Raw genomic sequence first — 18,442 nt, forward strand, 5'->3', positions numbered from 1 at the left:
GTTACTCCTCGTCCTTATCGGCATCCTTGCTTTCAGCTTCGTCCTGCTTGGAGTCTTCCCCAAGCTTGAGGTGCTCAGGCTTGACGTCCTCCACGGACTTCTCACCCTTGGCCACTGCCTGGGCATTCTCCTCGCCGTCGTCCTCCACGTTGCGGTCGATGGCCAGCAGTTCGACGTCGTCAGCCAGGTTAACCAAACGCACGCCCATGGTGGCGCGGGAGCTCGGGCGAATCTGGTTGACCTCAGTGCGCACCACGCCGCCGGCGGAGGTGATGGCGAAGATCTCGTCATCCTCGTCCACGGCGATAGCCGCAATGAGCTTGCCGCGCTTCGGGGTGTACTTGAAGGTCATCACGCCCAGGCCGCCGCGGCCCTGCGGGGTGTACTCTTCGATGGCCGTGCGCTTGCCGTAGCCGCCGGAGGTGGCAACCAGGAGGAACTGACCGTCGTTGACCACAGACATGGACAGCAGCTGGTCATCGCCGCGGAAGCGCATACCCTTCACACCAGCGGTAGCGCGGCCCATTGGGCGGAGCTGGTCGTCGTCGGCAGTAAAGCGGATGGCCTGGCCCTGCTCAGAGGTGAGCAGGATGTCATCGCCCTCGTTGACCAGCTGGGCACCGATCAGCGCATCGCCCTCGTTGAGGTTGATGGCGATGAGCCCAGCGGAGCGTGCGGATTCGTAGTCGGTGAGGCGGGACTTCTTCACGCGGCCCTGCTGGGTAGCAAGGACGAGGTAAGGAGCGTCCTCATAGGACTGAATCTGGATGACCTGGGCGATCTTCTCCTCCGGCTGGAACTCCAGCAGGTTGGCCACGTGCTGGCCGCGGGCGGTGCGGCCTGCCTCCGGAAGCTCGTAGGCCTTGAGGCGGTAGACGCGGCCGAAGTTGGTGAAGAACAGGATCCAGTCGTGCGTGGAGCAGACGAAGAAGTTCTTGACAATATCGTCCTGCTTGAGCTCCGCGCCGCGCACGCCCTTACCACCGCGCTTCTGTGCCTTGTAGGCATCCACCTTGGTGCGCTTGGCGTAACCGGTAGCGGTGATGGTGACAACGACATTCTCGCGGGCAATGAGGTCTTCATCGGACACGTCACCGGAAGCGGCGACGATCTGGGTACGGCGCTCATCGCCGTACTTTTCGACGATCTCCTCCAGCTCATCGTGGACGATCTGACGCTGGCGCTCCTCGCGGGCCAGGATGTCCTTGAGGTCCGCGATGATCTCCTCGATCTCCGCCAACTCATCAATGATCTTTTGACGTTCCAGGGCAGCCAGGCGGCGCAAACGCATGGCCAGGATGGCATCGGCCTGGATCTCGTCGACGCCGAGAAGCTGCATCAGGCCGTCACGTGCCTCCTCCACCGTCGGGGAACGGCGGATCAGCGCGATGACCTCATCGAGCATGTCGAGCGCCTTAACCAAGCCGCGCAAGATGTGGGCGCGCTTCTCCGCCTCATCCAGGCGGAACTGGGTACGGCGGACGATGACCTCGATCTGGTGAGCAACGTAGTAGCCCAGCATCTGATCGAGGCGCAGGGTGCGCGGCACGCCATCGACGATGGAGAGCATGTTCGCGCCGAAGGAGGTCTGCAGCTGAGAGTGCTTGTACAGGTTATTGAGCACCACGCGAGCCACGGCGTCACGCTTGAGGGTGACCACGATGCGCATACCCACGCGGTCAGAGGACTCGTCCTCGATCTTGGCGATTCCGGCGATCTTGCCGTTGACCACGGACTCCGCGATGTTGGAGATCATGTTATCCGGGTTGACCTGGTAGGGCAGCTCAGTGATCACGATGGTCTGACGGTTGCCCACCTCCTCAATGGAGGTCACACCACGCATACGGATGGAGCCGCGGCCGGTGGTGTAGGCATCCTTGATGCCTTGGTCGCCCACAATGAGGCCCGCAGTCGGGAAATCTGGACCCTTGACGCGCTCCATGCACGCAGCCAAGGCTTCTTCCTCAGAAGCATTCGGGTTATCCAGCAGCCAATAAATAGCCTCCGCCAACTCGTTGAGGTTGTGCGGCGGGATATTGGTGGCCATACCGACGGCGATACCGCCGGAGCCGTTCATCAGCAGGTTCGGAACGCGGGAGGGCAGGATAGTCGGCTCCTGCGTCTTGCCGTCATAGTTCGGCGCAAAGTCGACGGTGTTTTCGCGGATATCACGCACCATCTCCATGGCCAGCGGCGTCATACGGCACTCGGTATAACGCATAGCTGCCGGGCCGTCATTACCGCGGGAGCCGAAGTTACCCTGGCCGTCGACCAGCGGGTAGCGCATGTTCCACGGCTGGGCTAGGCGCACGAGGGTGTCGTAGATAGCGGAGTCACCGTGCGGGTGGAACTGGCCCATCGTGTCCGAGACCGGGCGGGCGGACTTTACGTAGCCGCGATCCGGGCGGTAGCCGGAGTCATACATGGCGTAGAGGATGCGGCGGTGGACAGGCTTAAGACCGTCACGCACCTCTGGCAGGGCGCGGCCGACAATGACGGACATGGCGTAGTCGATGTAGCTCGACTCCATCTCCTCATTGATGTCAATTGGTTGGATGCGATCGAAAAGATCACCGTTATTGTCGCTCATAACGCCCTATCCTACCTTCTAGGGCCGTATAAGGCCGTTTGTGGCACAGCTGTGGTATCACCGTGATACCATGTCCTCTATGGCTATGACGCTGCGCCTGACCCCGGACCAAGACCATGCGCTGACCTTGTTGGCTTCCGCGCAAGGAACCTCCAAGCACGAGGCGGTGGTCCGCGCCGTTGTTGCGGCGGCTGCGCGAACCCTCACCGATGCCGCCGTACAGGACACCGCGCGCCGGCTGCTGCCTGGGCGTTCAGAATTAGAAGCGGAGATCCGCCAGGCCCGAGGCGCACGCCAGTGAACGTGGAACAACTGCTCCTCATCGCCCGTGAGTTTTGTCGAGCCCATCGGGTACGGATTAGTAATTTCGCCGCACTAGCCGCCGCGGCCGCCGCGAGCACGGCCACCATTGAGGGAATTGCCGTTCATGGCAACCGCGATGCGGCGGCGGAATCACTGGAGACAGTCTTGCGTTCTGTCCCCGCGCTCAGCGGAAAGAATGAAGAATTCGCGCGATTTTGCGCCGAGGTCTATCTTTCTGTTGCAGAAGTTATGTAAGTTAAACATGATATAGAAGTCTCTATTCCCTTGCAGGAAGGAATCCCCCTATGCCCTCGAAGTCTTTGAAGAAGTTCCTCGCCGCCGGTGTCGTGGCTACCACCCTCGCCACCGCCGCAACGCCGGCTGCGAGCGCTAAGACCGCCGACAATGACTGGCAGAACAACCTCAACCCCGACTTCGAGCAGGGCGAAGCCGGCTCCTCCCTCACCGGCTCCACCCCGATCGACATGACGCTCATCATCGGCGGTAGCATCGCCGCCGCAGCGGCACTGCTCAAGCTAGTAGTGGATAACGTCCCGGCACTGCGCGCCCAGGTAGACGAGTTTGCCGCCCAGATCGGGATGGCCGGCTCCTCCGGTTCTTCTGAGAACAGCCGCCTCTACGAAGGTGGCCTCGACTTCGACCTCGAGCGCCTGGCCCGCACCAATGGCTTCCCGGAGATTGCTGACCAGCTCGCCGCGCTCAAGGCGGGATCCACCGCACCGGCACAGTAAGCTCGCCTGTATGACAAACCTCACCCAGCTTCTCCAATCCCCTACCCGCAACGCCGTAGTGGCGGACTTGGCCACGGCCGCCGATGACACCGTCTCTTCGCTCTCCGGCATTTCCGGAATGGCCTTCAAAGGCGCTTTAGGCGCTGCCAAGAAGGCAGATTCTAAGGTCTTGTCCAAGGGAATCAACCACATGCTTCCGGAACTACTCAATAGCCTGGATTCCTACTGGAAGGAATTCGAAGGCTCTGAGCAGTCCGACTTCGGCACCTACCTGGAAGGGCGCAGCGCTGAGATTACCGCCGCCATCATGGCAACCGCGGACAAGGCCGCGGAGAATGTGAACGCGCCTGGCATCGCCCGCACCTACAAGTCCCTGCGTGGCAAGGCCTCCTCGATTCTGGAGCCCAACGTCGCGACCATCGGCAGCGTTCTGCAGCGCCATATGACTACTGTTTAAGCGCCTGCTTAACGACGAAATAAGACCAGCACCTCATATGAGGTGCTGGTCTTTGCGGGTTTTGACCTAGCGTTTAGACGTCGAGGAAGCGTACGTCCTTCGCGCGGCGGGTAATGAAGGAGCGGCGAGCAGACACGTCATCACCCATGAGGATGGAGAAGAGCTCGTCGGCGCGCTGGGCGTCCTCCAAATCCACACGGCGAAGCACGCGGGTGGTCGGATCCAGGGTGGTCTCCCACAACTCGGAGGCGTTCATCTCACCCAGACCCTTGTAGCGCTGGATGCCGTCATCCTTGTTGATCTTGCGTCCCTGCTCCAGGCCCTCAGCAAGCAGCTTGTCACGCTCGGCGTCGGAGAAGGCGTAGCCCGGCTGGCCCTTGCCCCACTTCAGCTTGTACAGCGGCGGGTTAGCCAGGAAGACGTGGCCATCCTCAACCAGCTGCGGCATGAAACGGAAGAGCAGGGTCAGCAGCAGCGTAGCGATGTGTTGGCCGTCCACGTCAGCATCGGCCATGAGCACGATCTTGTCATAGCGCAGCTTGGAAATGTCGAATTCTTCGTGGATGCCGGTGCCCAGGGCCGTGATGATGGCCTGAACCTCAGCGTTCTTGAGCACCTTGTCCATGCGGGCCTTTTCCACGTTGAGGATCTTGCCGCGCAGCGGCAGGATGGCCTGGAACATGGAATCGCGGCCGCCCTTGGCGGAACCACCTGCGGAGTCACCCTCCACGATGTAGAGCTCAGAAAGCTTCGAGTCCTTGGAACGGCAATCCGCCAACTTACCCGGAAGGCCACCGAGGTCACCGGCGGACTTACGGCGTACCAATTCGCGCGCCTTTCGCGCCGCCACGCGGGCGTGCGCAGAGGACACGGCCTTGTTGATGATGACCTTGGCCTCAGCCGGGTTGGCATCGAACCAATCGTTGAGGTGCTCGTTAACGGAACGCTGGACAAATCCTCGAATCTCCGAGTTACCCAGCTTCGTCTTGGTCTGGCCTTCGAACTGCGGATCCCCAACCTTGACGGAAATGACGGCGGCAAGGCCTTCGCGGCAATCTTCGCCGGAAAGGTTGCCATCCTTTTCCTTGAGGAGCTTGTGCTCCTTGGCATAGCGGTTCATCAGGGAGGTCAGCGCCGCGCGGAAGCCTTCCTCGTGCGTTCCGCCTTCGTGAGTATTAATGGTGTTGGCGAAGGTGTGGACGGACTGCTTGTAGCCCTGGTTCCACTGCAGCGCGATTTCCACCTCATGGTCCTCACCCTTAACGTCGAAGGCAACGATGGTGGGGTGGATGGCGGTCTTGTTCTTGTTGAGGTGCTCAACATAGTCCTGCAGACCGTTTGGGTAGTGGTAGGTGACTTCCTTCTTCTTTTTCTTGGACGCCTGGTCTTCGTCACCGTCGGCAGCCTCAGTGGACTCCCCCTTCTCATCCAAGCTGCTCAGGCTCACTGGGGCATCGCCAGCCTCGGCGATCTCCTCCAGTTCGGCCTGTTCCTTAGAGATGGCGCGCTCATCGCGCAGCACGATGGTCAGGCCCTTGTTCAGGAAGGCCATCTCCTGCAGGCGGCGAGCGATCGTGTCGTAATTAAACTCGACGGTCTCAAAGATCTCCGGATCCGGCCAGAAACGGATGGTGGTACCAGTACCGCGAGCATTATCGCCTTCCACGAGTTCATCCGGGATGGCGTTGTTGAAGTTCTGGTACCAGTGCTTGCCGTCGCGCTTGATGTCTGCCTCGACGCGAGTGGACAAAGCGTTGACCACAGAGATACCCACGCCGTGGAGGCCGCCGGAAACGGCATAGGATTCGGAGTCGAACTTACCGCCGGCATGCAGCTGGGTCATGACCACCTGGACGGTGGGAACGCCAGAGGCGTGCATCTCCACCGGGATACCACGGCCGTTATCGATAACTTCGATGCCGCCGTCTTCGCGGAGGGTGACGATGACCTTGTCGGCAAAGCCCGCCATCGCCTCATCGACGGAGTTGTCAACGATCTCCCAGATCAGGTGGTGCAGGCCACGGGCACCGGTAGAACCGATGTACATGCCGGGGCGCTTACGGACGGCTTCGAGGCCCTCCAGAATTGTGATTGACCCCGCATCATATGCGTGTTGTTCAGCCACGGATTCGTGTTCTCCTTTTGGCTAGAGCTAAATCTAAGACTCTAGCCATTCTACACTGTGTCCCCCCACGCAAGGGCACTGCACGCCCGTGAGAGCCCCAAATTTGCGTGAATTTCGCGGTCACCCAAAATCAGCCATACGTATCTTGCGAACCTTGCGGCTTGACCCATTGGCGGCCCTCATAGTTGCGGTGCTGCTTGGGGCCCTGAATGTGCAGCTTAACCACCACGTCCGGGCCGAGGCGATCAGCAATCTTCTGCAAAATGGGGCGCTGCAAGTAACGCAGCTCGGTGGCCCAGCTGGAGGAATCACACGCCACGTAGACAACCTGGTCCTTGATGGTGAGCGGCTGCGTATGCGCGGCGATGCGCTCGCCGACAAGGTTTTCCCAATTGCCCATGACCCAACCATGAGCCAATTCGTGTTCCCAGCCGCGTTTGCCAATCTCTCGTTGAATCTGTGCGCCGAGGCTAGGGATCTCGAGGCTGCGGCGCCGGCGGCGGCCATCGGGTCCGCTCGGCCGGCCACGCCGATACGGCGTTGGCTGTTGCTCCGAAGGAGTCGGCGTCAGGTTCATCTTGGGAGCCGGCTTGTTGAGCTTCGGCGGGTTCTTGGAATTACTTCGCGTGCGCTCGAAGAGCGCCTTGACCGGATCGAAGTCCTGCTCAGTCATCCTCGTCACCGCCCGCCGTATACGGAGTGATCTCGGAGATTCGGCCCTCGTCGGTGTCGCGCACTGTGACCGTAAAGCGTTCAATGGGCTGCAAATTTCCAGGCAAATCCTCATCCACCGCCGCAGTAATGAGCACCTGCTCCGCACCCGCGGCGAGGTGAACGAGCTTTTCGCGCCTTTTCGCATCGAGCTCGGCGAAGACATCATCAAGGATGAGAATCGGATCAGTGCCGTCTTGGCGCAGCAGGTTGAACTCCGCCAGCCGCAAGGAGATGGCATAGGACCAGGTCTCGCCGTGGCTGGCAAAGCCCTTGGCGGGGCTCGTGCCAAGGTTGAGCACCAGATCGTCGCGGTGCGGGCCAACGAGCGAGATGCCGCGTTCGATCTCTCGTTGACGCTTCGTGGCAAGCTCGGTGAGCATCATGGCCTCGATAACCTCGCGGTCTGAGATGTCCACGGTGGATTTGTAGTCAATGGCGGCCGGTCGCGACTCCGGGGCGAGCCCGGCATAAGCGGCGGGAATGTGCTCGCGGAGTTCGTCGACAAGCGCTAGGCGTGCCTGAATCACCTGCGCGCCGAGGGAAGACAGCTGCGTATCCCACACGTCGAGAGTGGCCAGCGCCGAGGCACCGTCACTGTCGCTGTAGCCCCGGCGCAAGCTTGGCGACGCCGACTTCAACAAGGCATTGCGCTGCTTCAGGACCTTGTCATAATCAGCTTTCACTCCCGCCAGGCGTGGCGTGCGGGAGGCAATGATGTCATCCAAATACTGGCGGCGTGCTGCAGGTTCGCCGCGCACGAGGGACAAATCCTCCGGGGAAAACAACACGGTTTTCACCACGCCAAGTAACTCGCGCGGGGACTTCAGGCGCGTGCGGTTGATCTGCGCCTGGTTGGCCGCGTGGGGTTTGATGAGCAAGTGCGCGGTGAGCTCTCTGCCCTGGTTCACCGCGGTGGCGGAGATGCGGGCATTGTGCGCGCCGTGGCGCACGAGGGGGGCATCGTGGGCCACACGGTGCGAAGAAAGATGCGCGGTATACCCGATGGCCTCGACGATATTGGTCTTGCCGAAACCGTTGCGGCCGACAAACAGGGTGATCCCCGGTTTCAGCCTGAGGGTGAGCTCGGGCCAGGAGCGGAAGTCCCTGACATCGAGATCGCGAATGTACATACGGCCTAGCCTGGCAAGCGCACTGGCATCAGCAGGTAGGTGAAATGAGTCTCCGGAGTCGGGAACGAGCCGTCCTCGTTGGCCGCTGGTAGCTCCTCCGGCTCCGGAATCATGATCGCAGGCCGCGAAGGCTCGGTAAAGCCAAAGACCACGCGGTCCGTGTGGACCACGGCCAATCCATCCTTGAGGTAGGACGGGTTGAAGGCGATGACGAAGTCCTCACGGCCGTTGAAAGCACAAGGCAAGGACTCGCTGGCGCGGCCGGAATCAGCACCGGCTGCCAAGGTCACCTCGCCCTCGCGGAATTCCATGCGGATCTGCGCATTGCGATCCGTCAACAACGAGACGCGGCGAATGGCTTCCTGGAGCGGAGCAACCTCAATGCTGGCCATAGCGCTGTGGGTCTTGGGCAGCAAGGGTGCAACGTTGGGGAAATCCGCGTCCAGCATGCGGGTGGTGGTCTCGCGGTTATCCGCATGCAGGCCGAACAGGCCTTCCGCAGCGATGTTCTCACCAGTGCCCACGGCGATTTCAACCGGGATGTTGAGGTGCGTGTCCAAGGAACGGCCGGTCTCCTGCAACGTCTTGGCCGGGACGAGGAGCTTGGCCTGGACGTCAGGAGATACCGGCTCCCACTCGAAGGTGCGCATGGCCAGGCGGAAGCGGTCCGTTGCCGTCATTTCCACGTGAGAACCATTGATGTCAATGTGCACGCCGGTGAGCATCGGCAGCGTGTCATCCTTGCCGGCCGCGGCAACGACCTGGCTGATGGCTTCGACGAAGAGCTGCGGGTTAATGGTGCCGGTGACCTCCGGCAGGACAGGGAGTTGGGGGTAATCATCCAGCGGGATGAGCGGCAGCTCGAAGCGCGAAGAACCACAGGTCAACAGAACCTTGTTATCCTCCTGCGTCATCTCGATTTCCTTGTTGGGCAAGGAAGCAACGATGTCAGAGAGCAACTTACCGGCCACTGCGATGCGTCCCGGCTCATCCACCATGCCGGCGATGCGCACGCGGGTGGAAACCTCGTAGTCGAAGCCGGTGAATTCCAAACCATTGTCATCCGCGGTGATCAGCATGGCGCGCAGTACTGGTTGGGTGACCTTCGAAGGAAGGCTGCGCGCGACCCACGCTACGGCGTTAGCGAGATCATCTTTGGCAACGCGAAATGACACGGACTGCTCCATGATGGTGAGACGCTCCTCTAGTTGCGGATGGAAGATTCTTGCAAGCTCACTCCAACTTACAGGATCGGTGCCGAAGCACAGGATTTTGTCATTCACCTTCCGTGCTTTGCGATTCAAGCGCGCGACCGTGCAGGGCGCCGACGAATCACACACATCCTTTTTCTTCTTGGTTAGGGAGAAAACAAAATAGGAGTAGTAATAAGCGCTGTGGGATCTGTGGACAACCCGCTAAAAGCCAAGCTCTTCACGGTGAAACGATCTGTGAGTCAGGGTGTGGGATCACTGTGATCAAATGACAAGAAATGTGAGTAACTGGGTCGGGTCAAAGTTATCCACAATTCATCCCCAGATCTGTCTGCGCTGATCACAGAGTTAATCACAAGGGCGATGACCCTTCTGATCTGCTGTGGAAGAAGAAAACGTGATAAGGATCTACAAATTACAACAATGAAATTACACAGCTGTGAATAACGGTGTGGATAACTTTTGGGTGGATAGCAAAGACGCCCCTACCCACGCCCGCGGGGAGGAAATTGCGGGAGGTGGGCAGGGGCGTCGCCAAGCGCTGCGTGGTGCTAGCGCTGGTTGTGGTTCTTCACGCGTTGGGTTAGGGCCTGGATCTCGTCGTACGTGTTGCGGTTCTCAGTCATCTCCTTACGGATCTTGCGGTCCGCATAGATGACGGTGGTGTGGTCCTTGCCGCCGAATTGATCACCAATCTTCGGCAGGGAAAGCTCTGTGAGCTCGCGGCACAGATACATGGCCAGCTGGCGGGCGTGGGCGACGGCGCGCTTCTTACCAGAACCGCGCAGGGTATCCACGTCGATGTCGAAGTAATCCGCTGTGACCTCGATGATGGCCGCCGCGGTGATCTGGCGATCCGCAGAGTCCGGGGCTAGATCATGCAGGGCAATCTCCGCCATCTCCAAACTGATCGGTTCATTGACCAGGGAAGAATACGCAGAAACACGGATGAGCGCGCCCTCCAGCTCGCGGATCGAGGATTCGAAGCGAGAGGCGATGAGCTCGAGGACCGAGCGATCGACGTCGGTGCCGTCCGCGGAGGCCTTCTTCATGAGGATGGCGATGCGCGTTTCCAGGTCTGGCGGCTGAATATCCGTAATCAGTCCTCCCTCGAAGCGTGTGCGCAGGCGATCCTCCAGCGTGGTCAGCTGTTTCGGAGGGCGATCGGAGGACAAAATGATCTGTTTATTGGCCTGGTGCAGCGCATTGAAGGTGTGGAAGAACTCCTCCTGCGTGGACTCCTTACCTTCGAGGAACTGGATGTCATCGACCATGAGGATGTCCAGGTTGCGGTAGCGGCGCTTGAAGGATTCCTGGCGGTCATCACGCAGGGAATTGATGTAGTCGTTGGTGAATTCCTCCGAGGAAACGTACTTCACGCGCAGACCCGGATGCAGGACCTGGGCGTAATTACCGGCCGCGTGCAAAAGGTGGGTTTTGCCCAAGCCGGAGCCGCCCCAAATGAAGAGAGGGTTATAGGCGCGGGCGGGGTTTTCGGCCACGGCCACGGCGGCGCCGTTGGCAAAACGGTTGGAGGACCCGATGACGAAGTTTTCAAAAGTGTGCTTCGGGTTGAGGGACTTTTCGCGGTTCGGGTTGTGCGCCGGTTCCTCGCGCGGGATGCGCGGCCCGGTTGCCTCGGGGTAGCCACTCGGAACGCTGCTTTGCTGATCGCTGTAGTGCTGTGCCAACTCATCCAAGCTGGCCGGAGAATGCGCAGTGTCCCAGGAGCGCGGTTGATGGTGGCTTGGCGTCTCTGGCTGAGTAGGTGGCGTGGGCGGCATGGGCTGCTGGAAACCCTGTGCCTGGTGCCCCATGCCGTGCTCGGGCGCCTCGGTTTGGATGGGGCGCTGGGGTGCGGGCGCTTCAGGCGTTTCCTCGTGAGCCGGCTGTGGCGGAGCCGCAATAGTCACGGCCAAAGAACAAGGGCGCCCCATATGCTGCGACAAGGTGCGGGTGATGTACTCCCCCAGCTCGGCCTCGATGACATTCTTGGCGTTCTCGTGCGGGGCGGCGATCAGCGCGTAGCCATCACCGATCATGATGGGTTCTACAAGTTGAAGATTGAGGCGCTGGCTATGGGAGAAATTGGGTACGTCCGAACTTGGTTGTTCGGACTGAGCCAGTAAATCACTGACCACAGCTTTCCAGCTGGCCCGGAGGGCTGCTTGCGGATCAGACAAAACGCCTACCTTCTGTGTAGTTACAGTTCACGCGGTGTCATCGGCCGGGGCCGGCCACACCTACTCGGTTCCCTGAAGAAGAGGCTTTGGGAGCTGAGTATTTACTGCGTGACTGTGGGTTGGGGATCGGGGATGGACGGATGGATGAGGAGAGATACAGGATGAGAAATCACATGAAGTTGTAATTTCCACCGAAGATTCCACACGATGTTTTGGTGTGTAACCTCGGAATCCACAAAGTTATCCACAAGTGTGGATAGGTGGTTTATCCACAGCCTATCTCATAGCTGTGGATAACTGTACATCGGCTCCTCAATGCAGTTAACCTGCATAAACAGCAAAAGTCTCAAGTCTTCATTGAGAGTTATCCACACCCTGTGGGTGACTGTGGAATTCGATTCCTCAGTTGTACCGCGTTATGGGGGCGCTGTCTAACGCACTTTTATGCGCGCTCGGCACGGTGGCGCCAAGCGCGGCGCAAGAACGGCGAGAGGGGGCGCTTGCCGCGCAGCATGTGGGCAAAAAGTGGCGTTCTAGCTGCGGATAAAAACATCTTTGTAATTTCGGGGACACCCAGTGTGTCGATTTGTTTCGCGCACTATCTGTCACGTAACCTGTGATGGTCTATCGCAACAGTGCATGGTGCACATGTTGCATGTGGGAATGCCTCGCCACGCCTCACGGCGCTTCACGTGCGAAGCCACATCCCCACGTACACCATTCATCAGTGGATGTTTATGCCCACCGCCCTCACCGGCGTGTGGCTGTGCCATCCACCAACAACTTCAAGGAGTTAATCGTGGCAAAGGGTAAGCGTACCTTCCAGCCGAACAACCGTCGTCGCGCTCGTAAGCACGGCTTCCGTACCCGCATGAGCACCCGCGCCGGCCGCGCCATCGTCGCCGCTCGTCGCAAGAAGGGTCGCGCTAAGCTCACCGCTTAATTCATGCTTCCAGCCCAGCACAAGCTCACGTCCCCGAGGCAATTTCGGAGGACCATCAAGGGCGGGCGCCGGGCGGGCACGCGCACTGTCGTCGTGCATTTGCGCTTTAACGACGGTGAAGACGACATCGCGGCCACTGGGCCGCGGTTCGGCCTCATCGTGTCGAAGGCCGTCGGGAATGCCGTGGTTCGCCACCGCACCTCCCGGCGGCTTCGTCATGTGTGCATGTCCCTCATGCGCGAAGGCGTCAACGGGACAGTATTGCCTGCCAATGTTGACATTGTTATCCGCGCCTTGCCCGCTAGCGGTAGTGCCACCAGTGAGCGCCTTGAGCGTGATATCCGCAAAGCGCTAAGCACATGGGATATCTGAACTCTCAAGGAGAGGAAATTCCTGAAGCCCGCGGGTTCGGGAGAGTCCTAGTTCACGGGGTGCGCTTCTACCAAAAGCACTTGTCAGGCCTTAAGATGGTCTCCACCTGTCGTTTTGAACCGACGTGCAGTGCCTATGCCCTCGAAGCCATCTCCATCCATGGAGCCTTTAAGGGGACGGGCATGGCCCTCGCCAGGTTATGCAAGTGCGGTCCCTGGCACCCGGGCGGGTTTGATCCGGTACCGACCAAACAACAACTGAGGTAAACAACTCTCGTGCTTAATTTCATTTATTGGCCAATTTCAGCCGTCTTGTGGTTCTGGCATTGGCTCTTGAGCTTCGTCCTTGATTCCGCATGGGGCGGAACCTGGATCATCGCCATCGTTCTTCTGACGTGGACGCTCAAGGCCATCATGGTCAAGCCGACCATCACGCAGCTGCGCTCTTCACGCAAGATGCAGGAGATCCAGCCGCAAATTCAGGAACTGCGCACCAAGTACGCCAATGACCAGACCAAGGCTGCCCAAGAGATGCAGCGCATCTACAAGGAAGCCGGCGTTCGTCCGGTGGCGGGCTGCCTGCCGATGTTCGCGCAGATCCCCATGTTCATTGGTCTGTTCCACGTGCTGCGCTCCTTTGACCGCACTGTTGCCGTCGCCGGTGGCATCGGGCACCCGGCGGGTGAAGCAATGTCGGAGGAGATGAACGCCTCCATTGCGAACTACATCTTCAAACCTGAGCTGGTGAAGCAGTTCGTAGACGCCAAGATCTTCGGTGTCCCGCTTGTGGCGAACCTGCGCCTCAACTCCGGTCTGGAGATTGTTAAGGAAACCACCACCGCACAGGCGGCCTTCATCATCGTGCCGCTCATCGCCATCATTGCGACGTTGACGCACTTCAACGCCCGCATGACGCTGAACCGCCAGGAGGCGCGCCGCGCGGCCGGCAAGACCGCTACCCCGCAGGGTCAGAACGCGGAGATGATGCAGCAGCAGATGGCCATGATGAACAAGATGATGCTGTGGTTTATGCCGGCAATGCTGGTGTTCTCTGGCTTCATCTGGCCCATCGGCCTGCTCTTCTACATGCTGGCCAACACCGTGTGGACCTTCTTCCAAACCCGCATTGTCTACGCCAAGATGGACCGGGAGGAAGAAGAAGAGGCAGCCGCCAAGGCTGAGCTCAAGCGCACTTCTGCCCCGAAGCCGGGCGCACGCAAGAAGGATCACCGCTCTAAGAAGCAGCGCCGCAAGAACAACTAGAACGTATCCCAGGAGTTTTCACAGTGACTGAATCTGTGTCCGACACTGTGCCACTGGACCCGTCTGACGTCTTCGGATCGCGTCTGCCGCTCGCGCAGAAATACCACGATTCGCTGGCTACGGACGGGTCCACCCGTGGTTTTATAGGCCCCCGCGAGGTCCCGCGCCTGTGGGAGCGCCACCTCATTAACTGCGCCGTGGTCGCGGAGGTAATGCCGCAGGGCGCCACGCTTATCGACGTCGGTAGTGGCGCCGGCCTGCCCGGCATCCCGCTCGTCATCGCACGCCCTGATCTGACAATCACCCTCATCGAGCCGCTGCTGAAGCGCTCGACCTACCTCAACGAGGTCGTCGATCTGCTGGGGCTGGATAACGTCACCGTCATCCGCGGCCGCGCCGAGGAAGGCCCGGTGAAGAAGGCCGTCAAGGGCGCGGACATCGTGACCTCCCGCGCGGTGGCCCCGTTGGGCAAGCTGGCCAAGTGGTCCCTGCCGCTGGTTCGCAAGGGCGGAGAGATGATCGCTCTCAAGGGTTCCTCGGTGCACGAGGAGCTGGAGCGCGACGCAGCCGACATCAAGCGCGCCGGTGGCGGAAAAGCCGAGGTCATGACCATCCACGGCACCACCATTATCCGTGTCCCGCGCGTGAACTAAAGTAGACGGCATGACTCATCCTCGTCTTATCACCATCGCGAACCAGAAGGGTGGCGTGGGTAAAACCACCTCCGCCGTCAACCTTGCCGCCGCGCTCGCTGAGGCCGGCAAGAAGGTCCTGGTGATCGACTTGGACCCGCAGGGCAATGCCTCCACCGCGGTGGGCGCGGAGCACACCTCCGGCACCAAATCTAGCTATGAGGTTTTGTTGGGTGACTGCAGCGCGGAGGATGCGATGCAGCACTCTCCCGACGATGAAAACCTCTACTGCATTCCAGCCACCATCGACCTCGCCGGCGCGGAGATTGAAATGGTCTCCCTGGTTCGTCGCGAGTTTCGCCTCTATGACGCCCTACACAACGGCTTCCTCGAAGAGCTTGGCTTTGAGTACGTTTTTATCGACTGCCCGCCTTCCCTGGGCCTGCTCACCATCAATGCGATGACGTGCGCAGAAGAAGTCATTATCCCCATCCAGTGCGAGTACTACGCCCTGGAGGGCGTGGGCCAGCTGCTGGGAAATATCTCCATGATCCGTGAGCACCTCAACGAGGATCTGCACATCTCCGGCGTGCTGCTCACCATGTTCGACGCCCGCACCAAGCTGGCAGAGCAGGTGGCCAATGAAGTGCGCGAGCAGTTCGGCGCCGTCGTCTTAGGCAACGTCATCCCGCGCTCCGTTCGCGTTTCGGAGGCGCCGGGTTATGGTAAGACGGTTATCGCTTATGACCCGTCGTCGACAGGCGCCCGCGCCTACGCCGCCGCCGCACGCGAGTTGGATAAGCGCGGGGACTACACGCCGCACCCCACCACGGGTGCCATTGGCGTGAGCCCAGAGATTTTCGCGGAATTGGAAGGATAGGACACCGTGGCAGATAAGAAGGCAGACCACAAGCCGGAGCAGCGCCAGGGCGGTTTGGGCAAGGGCTTGGCCGCGCTCATCCCGTCCGGCCCGGGTGCGCCCTCCCGCAAGCCACGCTTGGGAGATTCCGCCGCAGATATCATTCTCGGTGCGTCCACCGGCGCTCCTAAGGATGCCGGCACGAAAAGGGTGCAGGGTGCGCCCACTATCCAGCAATCCTCGGGTTCGAAGAAGCGTCAGGCCAAGCCTTCGGTGATTGGTGCGACTTACCGCGAGATTTCCGTCGGTGACATCATGCCCAACCCGAAGCAGCCGCGTACTGTCTTCGACGAGGATGACCTGGCCGAGCTGGTCCACTCCATCAAGGAATTCGGTCTGTTGCAGCCGGTCGTGGTCCGGCCTTCCGAGGAGGGCGGCTTCGAGCTCATCATGGGTGAGCGCCGCTGGCGCGCCTCTTCCAAGGCGGGCCTGGCCACCATCCCGGCTATCGTCCGCGATACCAAGGATGATGACCTCCTGCGGGACGCTCTGCTGGAGAATATCCACCGCGTGCAGCTCAACCCGTTGGAAGAAGCACACGCCTATCAGCAGCTTCTTGAAGAATTTGGGGTTACCCAAAATGAGTTGGCTGACCGCATTGGTCGCTCGCGCCCGCAGGTGACCAACATGATCCGCCTGCTCAAGCTGCCGGTGGACGTGCAGAAGCGCGTTGCCGCGGGTACGTTATCGGGCGGTCACGCCCGCGCGTTGCTGGGTTTGCCGGATGCAGAGGCCATGGAGCTCATTGCCAATCGCGTCGTGGCCGAGGGCCTTTCTGTGCGAGCCACCGAGGAAGCCGTCACCCTGTACAAGCGCGATGGCAAGCCAGCCGAGCCAACCAAGAAGCCCGCTGCCCCGCAGCCGCAGTTCTTTACGGACTCCGCCGAGCGCTTGGCTGATCGCTTCGACACCAAGGTCACCGTCACCATGGGCAAGCGCAAGGGCAAGATGGTCGTCGAATTCGGTGACCAGGAGGATTTCGAGCGCATCCTAGCGCTCATTGAGGGCAAAGAAGGCAGCTAGCTCGCCATGCTCGTTCAGGCCGTCAAGGAAGGTGTTGCTATCAACCCCTTGGCGGCCCGATCCATTTTTTGGGAGCTGAAAACCACGGTCGCTGACCCTGCATTTGAAAAGGAGGCATGGATCAGCGCCACCCTGCTGCGCTGCGGCGAGTGCGGTTTTACCGTGGGCGATGAGGCCACGCTCCTCTTCTGTCCGCCTGAGCTTGCCCCCGGTGTGGCCAAGCTGCCCACTTCCCCCGTCTCGGAGGATGCGGTCCTGGTGACTTCGCTATTTGTAAAGCCGCACCGCGCGGCGAAGGGCTTGGAAGCAGTGCTTCTCGACGCCACCATCATGCACCTCACCTCACGCGAGGCTAGCGCCGTTGAGGCCTTTGGCTTTCGTGATGCCCGCCAGGCCGAAGAGCTCCTCCGCGAGAAACCCGCTCGCATAGGCCTATTACCTGTGGAGACGCTGGAGTCCGCCGGTTTCATGGTGGTGCGCGATCACCCTATTACCCCACGCCTGCGCCTCGAGCTTCCACCAGCTTTCGACCTGCTGACCGCAGCCGCGGTGGAGGACCTCCTCGCCCGCGCTTTGGCCTAAGCCCTTTAGGAAGAGCGCTCGGCGCGCAGCAGCTCGTCGAAGCGATAGGTGCCAGTCACGGCGGTATCCTCGTCCAAGAGGTAGAGGCGCTTGACGGAGACGACGATGGCCTCGGCGATGTCATCGCGGCGGTCCGGGTTGGTCAGGATTGCCACGTCCTTGGGGCTGGTCAGGTAACCCAGCACGACCTGCACCACCGGCATTTGCGTCAGGCGCAACAACGCCCACGTGCGGCCGTGGTTGCGGCAGTTACCCAGCTCGGTCCGGGCAACGATCTCACGCTGGATGAAGCCGGAGAGCGTCTCACCGATGAGGGAAGAGTTGCCGGATTCCGACCCAAAGTAGAAGGTGGCTACGCCGTTGGCTTTCTCCGTGGGGTATTCATCGCACGCCAGTGAAATAACCAGGTCGGCGTCGAATGCATTGGCCATGTCCGCGCGGTCACGAATCGATGGGTCATCGTTGCGCGGGCGGGAGATGATGGTCTCCATGCCGGCGGCGATCATGCGCCCGGCAACACGCTCGGCCAAGTCCCAGAGGATCTCCTCTTCCGTGATGTTGCCAAAGCGTCCCCTGACCGTGCGGCCCTTGTTGAGGCCACCCAGGCTGGGGTCGATCACAACGCGCTTGCCGGCCAGCTTCGGCCCGGCATTGCGCACGCGCTCGCGTTCCTGGATATTGTGCGCCGAGCCGCCAGTGATACGCCGACCCAGCAGGTTGAGGGCGTTAATGGTGGCAGGGCCACAGATCCCGTCACTGCGCAGGCCAGAGTTGAGTTGGTATTCCGCCAGCGCCGCGTAGGTGCGGGCACCGAAATGGCCATCGATGCGTTCTTGGTAGAAGCCAAGCTCCTGCAGTTGTTCTTGGAGCTGTGCTACGTCATCGCCCACCTGCACGTTGCCCGGTTCATAGGCCAGAACGCGGGCGCCCAGCGTGTAGGAAGCCTGGCGTAGCTCGCGCAGAGTGAGGTCATCAATATCGCCGCTAGGCACGATGCCGCGGGATTGCTGGAAGGCCTTGAGGACCTCAGCTAAATCGCTATCAAAGTGCTTATCGGCTTCGGAGTACTTTTGCTTCTTCCAGTCGGACAACGTCCCCTGGTAGTCAGTCATCAGGCCGAGGCGGGCAAGGGTTGCGCGTGCTTCGGCGACCCGAACGCTCTGGTCACCTACACGTAAAACGCGGTTCACACCTACCCCTTTCGTGATCAAGGAGGCGCACCGCAGTGCGCCATCAACGAGTTA

19 protein-coding genes are annotated in these 18,442 nt (G+C 60.5%); 12 read left to right on the forward strand and 7 right to left on the reverse strand.

Features of this window, described 5'->3' with window-relative positions:
- Window position 1 precedes the first annotated feature (1 nt).
- Window positions 2-2,590: a DNA gyrase subunit A gene (gene gyrA / locus HMPREF2967_RS00655; protein WP_070684524.1), complete on the reverse strand. Its 2,589-nt coding sequence runs from the start codon at window positions 2,588-2,590 to the stop codon at window positions 2-4.
- A gap of 79 nt (window positions 2,591-2,669) precedes the next feature.
- Here gyrA and HMPREF2967_RS00660 point away from each other — a divergent pair, with 79 nt between their 5' ends.
- From HMPREF2967_RS00660 to HMPREF2967_RS00675, 4 genes are read left to right on the forward strand one after another with little or no spacing between them, the layout of a single operon-like run.
- On the forward strand, window positions 2,670-2,891 hold the full coding sequence (locus tag HMPREF2967_RS00660) for a CopG family transcriptional regulator (protein WP_070533755.1): 222 nt from the start codon (window positions 2,670-2,672) through the stop codon (window positions 2,889-2,891).
- Complete coding sequence (locus HMPREF2967_RS00665) at window positions 2,888-3,148, forward strand: cell filamentation protein Fic (RefSeq protein ID WP_070563712.1); 261 nt, start codon at window positions 2,888-2,890, stop codon at window positions 3,146-3,148. The genes HMPREF2967_RS00660 and HMPREF2967_RS00665 overlap by 4 nt, the downstream gene beginning before the upstream one ends.
- 50 nt (window positions 3,149-3,198) lie before the next feature.
- Window positions 3,199-3,645: a hypothetical protein gene (locus HMPREF2967_RS00670; protein ID WP_070524948.1), complete on the forward strand. Its 447-nt coding sequence runs from the start codon at window positions 3,199-3,201 to the stop codon at window positions 3,643-3,645.
- A 10-nt stretch (window positions 3,646-3,655) separates the two neighbouring features.
- Window positions 3,656-4,102 (forward strand): DUF6918 family protein, encoded by a 447-nt coding sequence (locus tag HMPREF2967_RS00675; RefSeq protein WP_070533582.1) that lies wholly within the window; start codon window positions 3,656-3,658, stop codon window positions 4,100-4,102.
- Between the two features lie 73 nt (window positions 4,103-4,175).
- On the opposite strand, the gene gyrB is transcribed toward HMPREF2967_RS00675, so the two are convergent.
- The 5 genes from gyrB to dnaA form a co-directional block, all read right to left on the reverse strand.
- The gene (gyrB, locus tag HMPREF2967_RS00680; RefSeq protein WP_070521954.1) at window positions 4,176-6,227 is read right to left on the reverse strand and encodes a DNA topoisomerase (ATP-hydrolyzing) subunit B; all 2,052 of its coding nucleotides are present in this window, start codon (window positions 6,225-6,227) and stop codon (window positions 4,176-4,178) included.
- Window positions 6,228-6,357: 130 nt separating this feature from the next.
- Window positions 6,358-6,900, reverse strand: coding sequence for a DciA family protein (locus tag HMPREF2967_RS00685; protein WP_070563706.1), 543 nt, complete (start codon window positions 6,898-6,900; stop codon window positions 6,358-6,360).
- Complete coding sequence (gene recF / locus HMPREF2967_RS00690; protein ID WP_070533584.1) at window positions 6,893-8,071, reverse strand: DNA replication/repair protein RecF; 1,179 nt, start codon at window positions 8,069-8,071, stop codon at window positions 6,893-6,895. Before recF ends, HMPREF2967_RS00685 begins: the two co-directional genes overlap by 8 nt.
- A 5-nt stretch (window positions 8,072-8,076) precedes the next feature.
- Window positions 8,077-9,258, reverse strand: coding sequence for a DNA polymerase III subunit beta (dnaN, locus tag HMPREF2967_RS00695; protein WP_070533586.1), 1,182 nt, complete (start codon window positions 9,256-9,258; stop codon window positions 8,077-8,079).
- 575 nt (window positions 9,259-9,833) lie between these two features.
- Complete coding sequence (gene dnaA, locus HMPREF2967_RS00700; RefSeq protein ID WP_070533588.1) at window positions 9,834-11,465, reverse strand: chromosomal replication initiator protein DnaA; 1,632 nt, start codon at window positions 11,463-11,465, stop codon at window positions 9,834-9,836.
- 799 nt (window positions 11,466-12,264) lie between these two features.
- Between dnaA and rpmH the strand changes: the two genes are divergently transcribed.
- From rpmH to HMPREF2967_RS00735, 8 genes are read left to right on the forward strand one after another with little or no spacing between them, the layout of a single operon-like run.
- Window positions 12,265-12,408 (forward strand): 50S ribosomal protein L34, encoded by a 144-nt coding sequence (gene rpmH, locus HMPREF2967_RS00705; RefSeq protein ID WP_003847033.1) that lies wholly within the window; start codon window positions 12,265-12,267, stop codon window positions 12,406-12,408.
- 3 nt (window positions 12,409-12,411) lie between these two features.
- Complete coding sequence (rnpA, locus tag HMPREF2967_RS00710) at window positions 12,412-12,780, forward strand: ribonuclease P protein component (RefSeq protein ID WP_070533590.1); 369 nt, start codon at window positions 12,412-12,414, stop codon at window positions 12,778-12,780.
- Window positions 12,768-13,046 carry a membrane protein insertion efficiency factor YidD gene (gene yidD, locus HMPREF2967_RS12645; RefSeq protein WP_070444526.1) on the forward strand — a complete coding sequence of 93 codons (279 nt, stop codon included), beginning with the start codon at window positions 12,768-12,770 and terminating at the stop codon, window positions 13,044-13,046. The genes rnpA and yidD overlap by 13 nt, the downstream gene beginning before the upstream one ends.
- A 9-nt stretch (window positions 13,047-13,055) precedes the next feature.
- Window positions 13,056-14,042, forward strand: a complete 987-nt coding sequence (yidC, locus tag HMPREF2967_RS00715; RefSeq protein ID WP_070533594.1) for a membrane protein insertase YidC — start codon at window positions 13,056-13,058, stop codon at window positions 14,040-14,042.
- A 23-nt stretch (window positions 14,043-14,065) separates the two neighbouring features.
- Window positions 14,066-14,695 carry a 16S rRNA (guanine(527)-N(7))-methyltransferase RsmG gene (rsmG, locus tag HMPREF2967_RS00720; protein ID WP_070684526.1) on the forward strand — a complete coding sequence of 210 codons (630 nt, stop codon included), beginning with the start codon at window positions 14,066-14,068 and terminating at the stop codon, window positions 14,693-14,695.
- Window positions 14,696-14,705: 10 nt separating this feature from the next.
- Entirely contained in the window at window positions 14,706-15,554 is an 849-nt protein-coding gene (locus tag HMPREF2967_RS00725) for a ParA family protein (RefSeq protein ID WP_070684528.1), read from the forward strand.
- A 6-nt stretch (window positions 15,555-15,560) separates the two neighbouring features.
- Window positions 15,561-16,616, forward strand: coding sequence for a ParB/RepB/Spo0J family partition protein (locus HMPREF2967_RS00730; RefSeq protein WP_070521924.1), 1,056 nt, complete (start codon window positions 15,561-15,563; stop codon window positions 16,614-16,616).
- 6 nt (window positions 16,617-16,622) lie between these two features.
- Window positions 16,623-17,198, forward strand: coding sequence for a hypothetical protein (locus tag HMPREF2967_RS00735; RefSeq protein ID WP_070521920.1), 576 nt, complete (start codon window positions 16,623-16,625; stop codon window positions 17,196-17,198).
- Between the two features lie 5 nt (window positions 17,199-17,203).
- Here the strand turns inward: HMPREF2967_RS00735 and HMPREF2967_RS00740 are convergent, their stop codons facing one another.
- Complete coding sequence (locus HMPREF2967_RS00740; protein WP_070684530.1) at window positions 17,204-18,388, reverse strand: N-acetylmuramoyl-L-alanine amidase; 1,185 nt, start codon at window positions 18,386-18,388, stop codon at window positions 17,204-17,206.
- Window positions 18,389-18,442: the final 54 nt, after the last annotated feature.

Source organism: Corynebacterium sp. HMSC059E07 (assembly GCF_001814395.1).
Taxonomy (GTDB): Bacteria; Actinomycetota; Actinomycetes; order Mycobacteriales; family Mycobacteriaceae; genus Corynebacterium; species Corynebacterium hesseae.

What these genes read in the sequence shown, in the direction of transcription:
- HMPREF2967_RS00670 (WP_070524948.1), top strand. Translation starts at nt 3,199, where the DNA reads ATGCCCTCGAAGTCTTTGAAGAAGTTCCTCGCCGCCGGTGTCGTGGCT.
- HMPREF2967_RS00675 (WP_070533582.1), top strand. Translation starts at nt 3,656, where the DNA reads ATGACAAACCTCACCCAGCTTCTCCAATCCCCTACCCGCAACGCCGTA.
- recF (WP_070533584.1), bottom strand. Translation starts at nt 8,071, where the DNA reads ATGTACATTCGCGATCTCGATGTCAGGGACTTCCGCTCCTGGCCCGAG.
- HMPREF2967_RS00660 (WP_070533755.1), top strand. Translation starts at nt 2,670, where the DNA reads ATGGCTATGACGCTGCGCCTGACCCCGGACCAAGACCATGCGCTGACC.
- HMPREF2967_RS00735 (WP_070521920.1), top strand. Translation starts at nt 16,623, where the DNA reads ATGCTCGTTCAGGCCGTCAAGGAAGGTGTTGCTATCAACCCCTTGGCG.
- gyrA (WP_070684524.1), bottom strand. Translation starts at nt 2,590, where the DNA reads ATGAGCGACAATAACGGTGATCTTTTCGATCGCATCCAACCAATTGAC.
- rnpA (WP_070533590.1), top strand. Translation starts at nt 12,412, where the DNA reads ATGCTTCCAGCCCAGCACAAGCTCACGTCCCCGAGGCAATTTCGGAGG.
- HMPREF2967_RS00725 (WP_070684528.1), top strand. Translation starts at nt 14,706, where the DNA reads ATGACTCATCCTCGTCTTATCACCATCGCGAACCAGAAGGGTGGCGTG.
- HMPREF2967_RS00685 (WP_070563706.1), bottom strand. Translation starts at nt 6,900, where the DNA reads ATGACTGAGCAGGACTTCGATCCGGTCAAGGCGCTCTTCGAGCGCACG.
- yidD (WP_070444526.1), top strand. Translation starts at nt 12,768, where the DNA reads ATGGGATATCTGAACTCTCAAGGAGAGGAAATTCCTGAAGCCCGCGGG.
- dnaN (WP_070533586.1), bottom strand. Translation starts at nt 9,258, where the DNA reads ATGGAGCAGTCCGTGTCATTTCGCGTTGCCAAAGATGATCTCGCTAAC.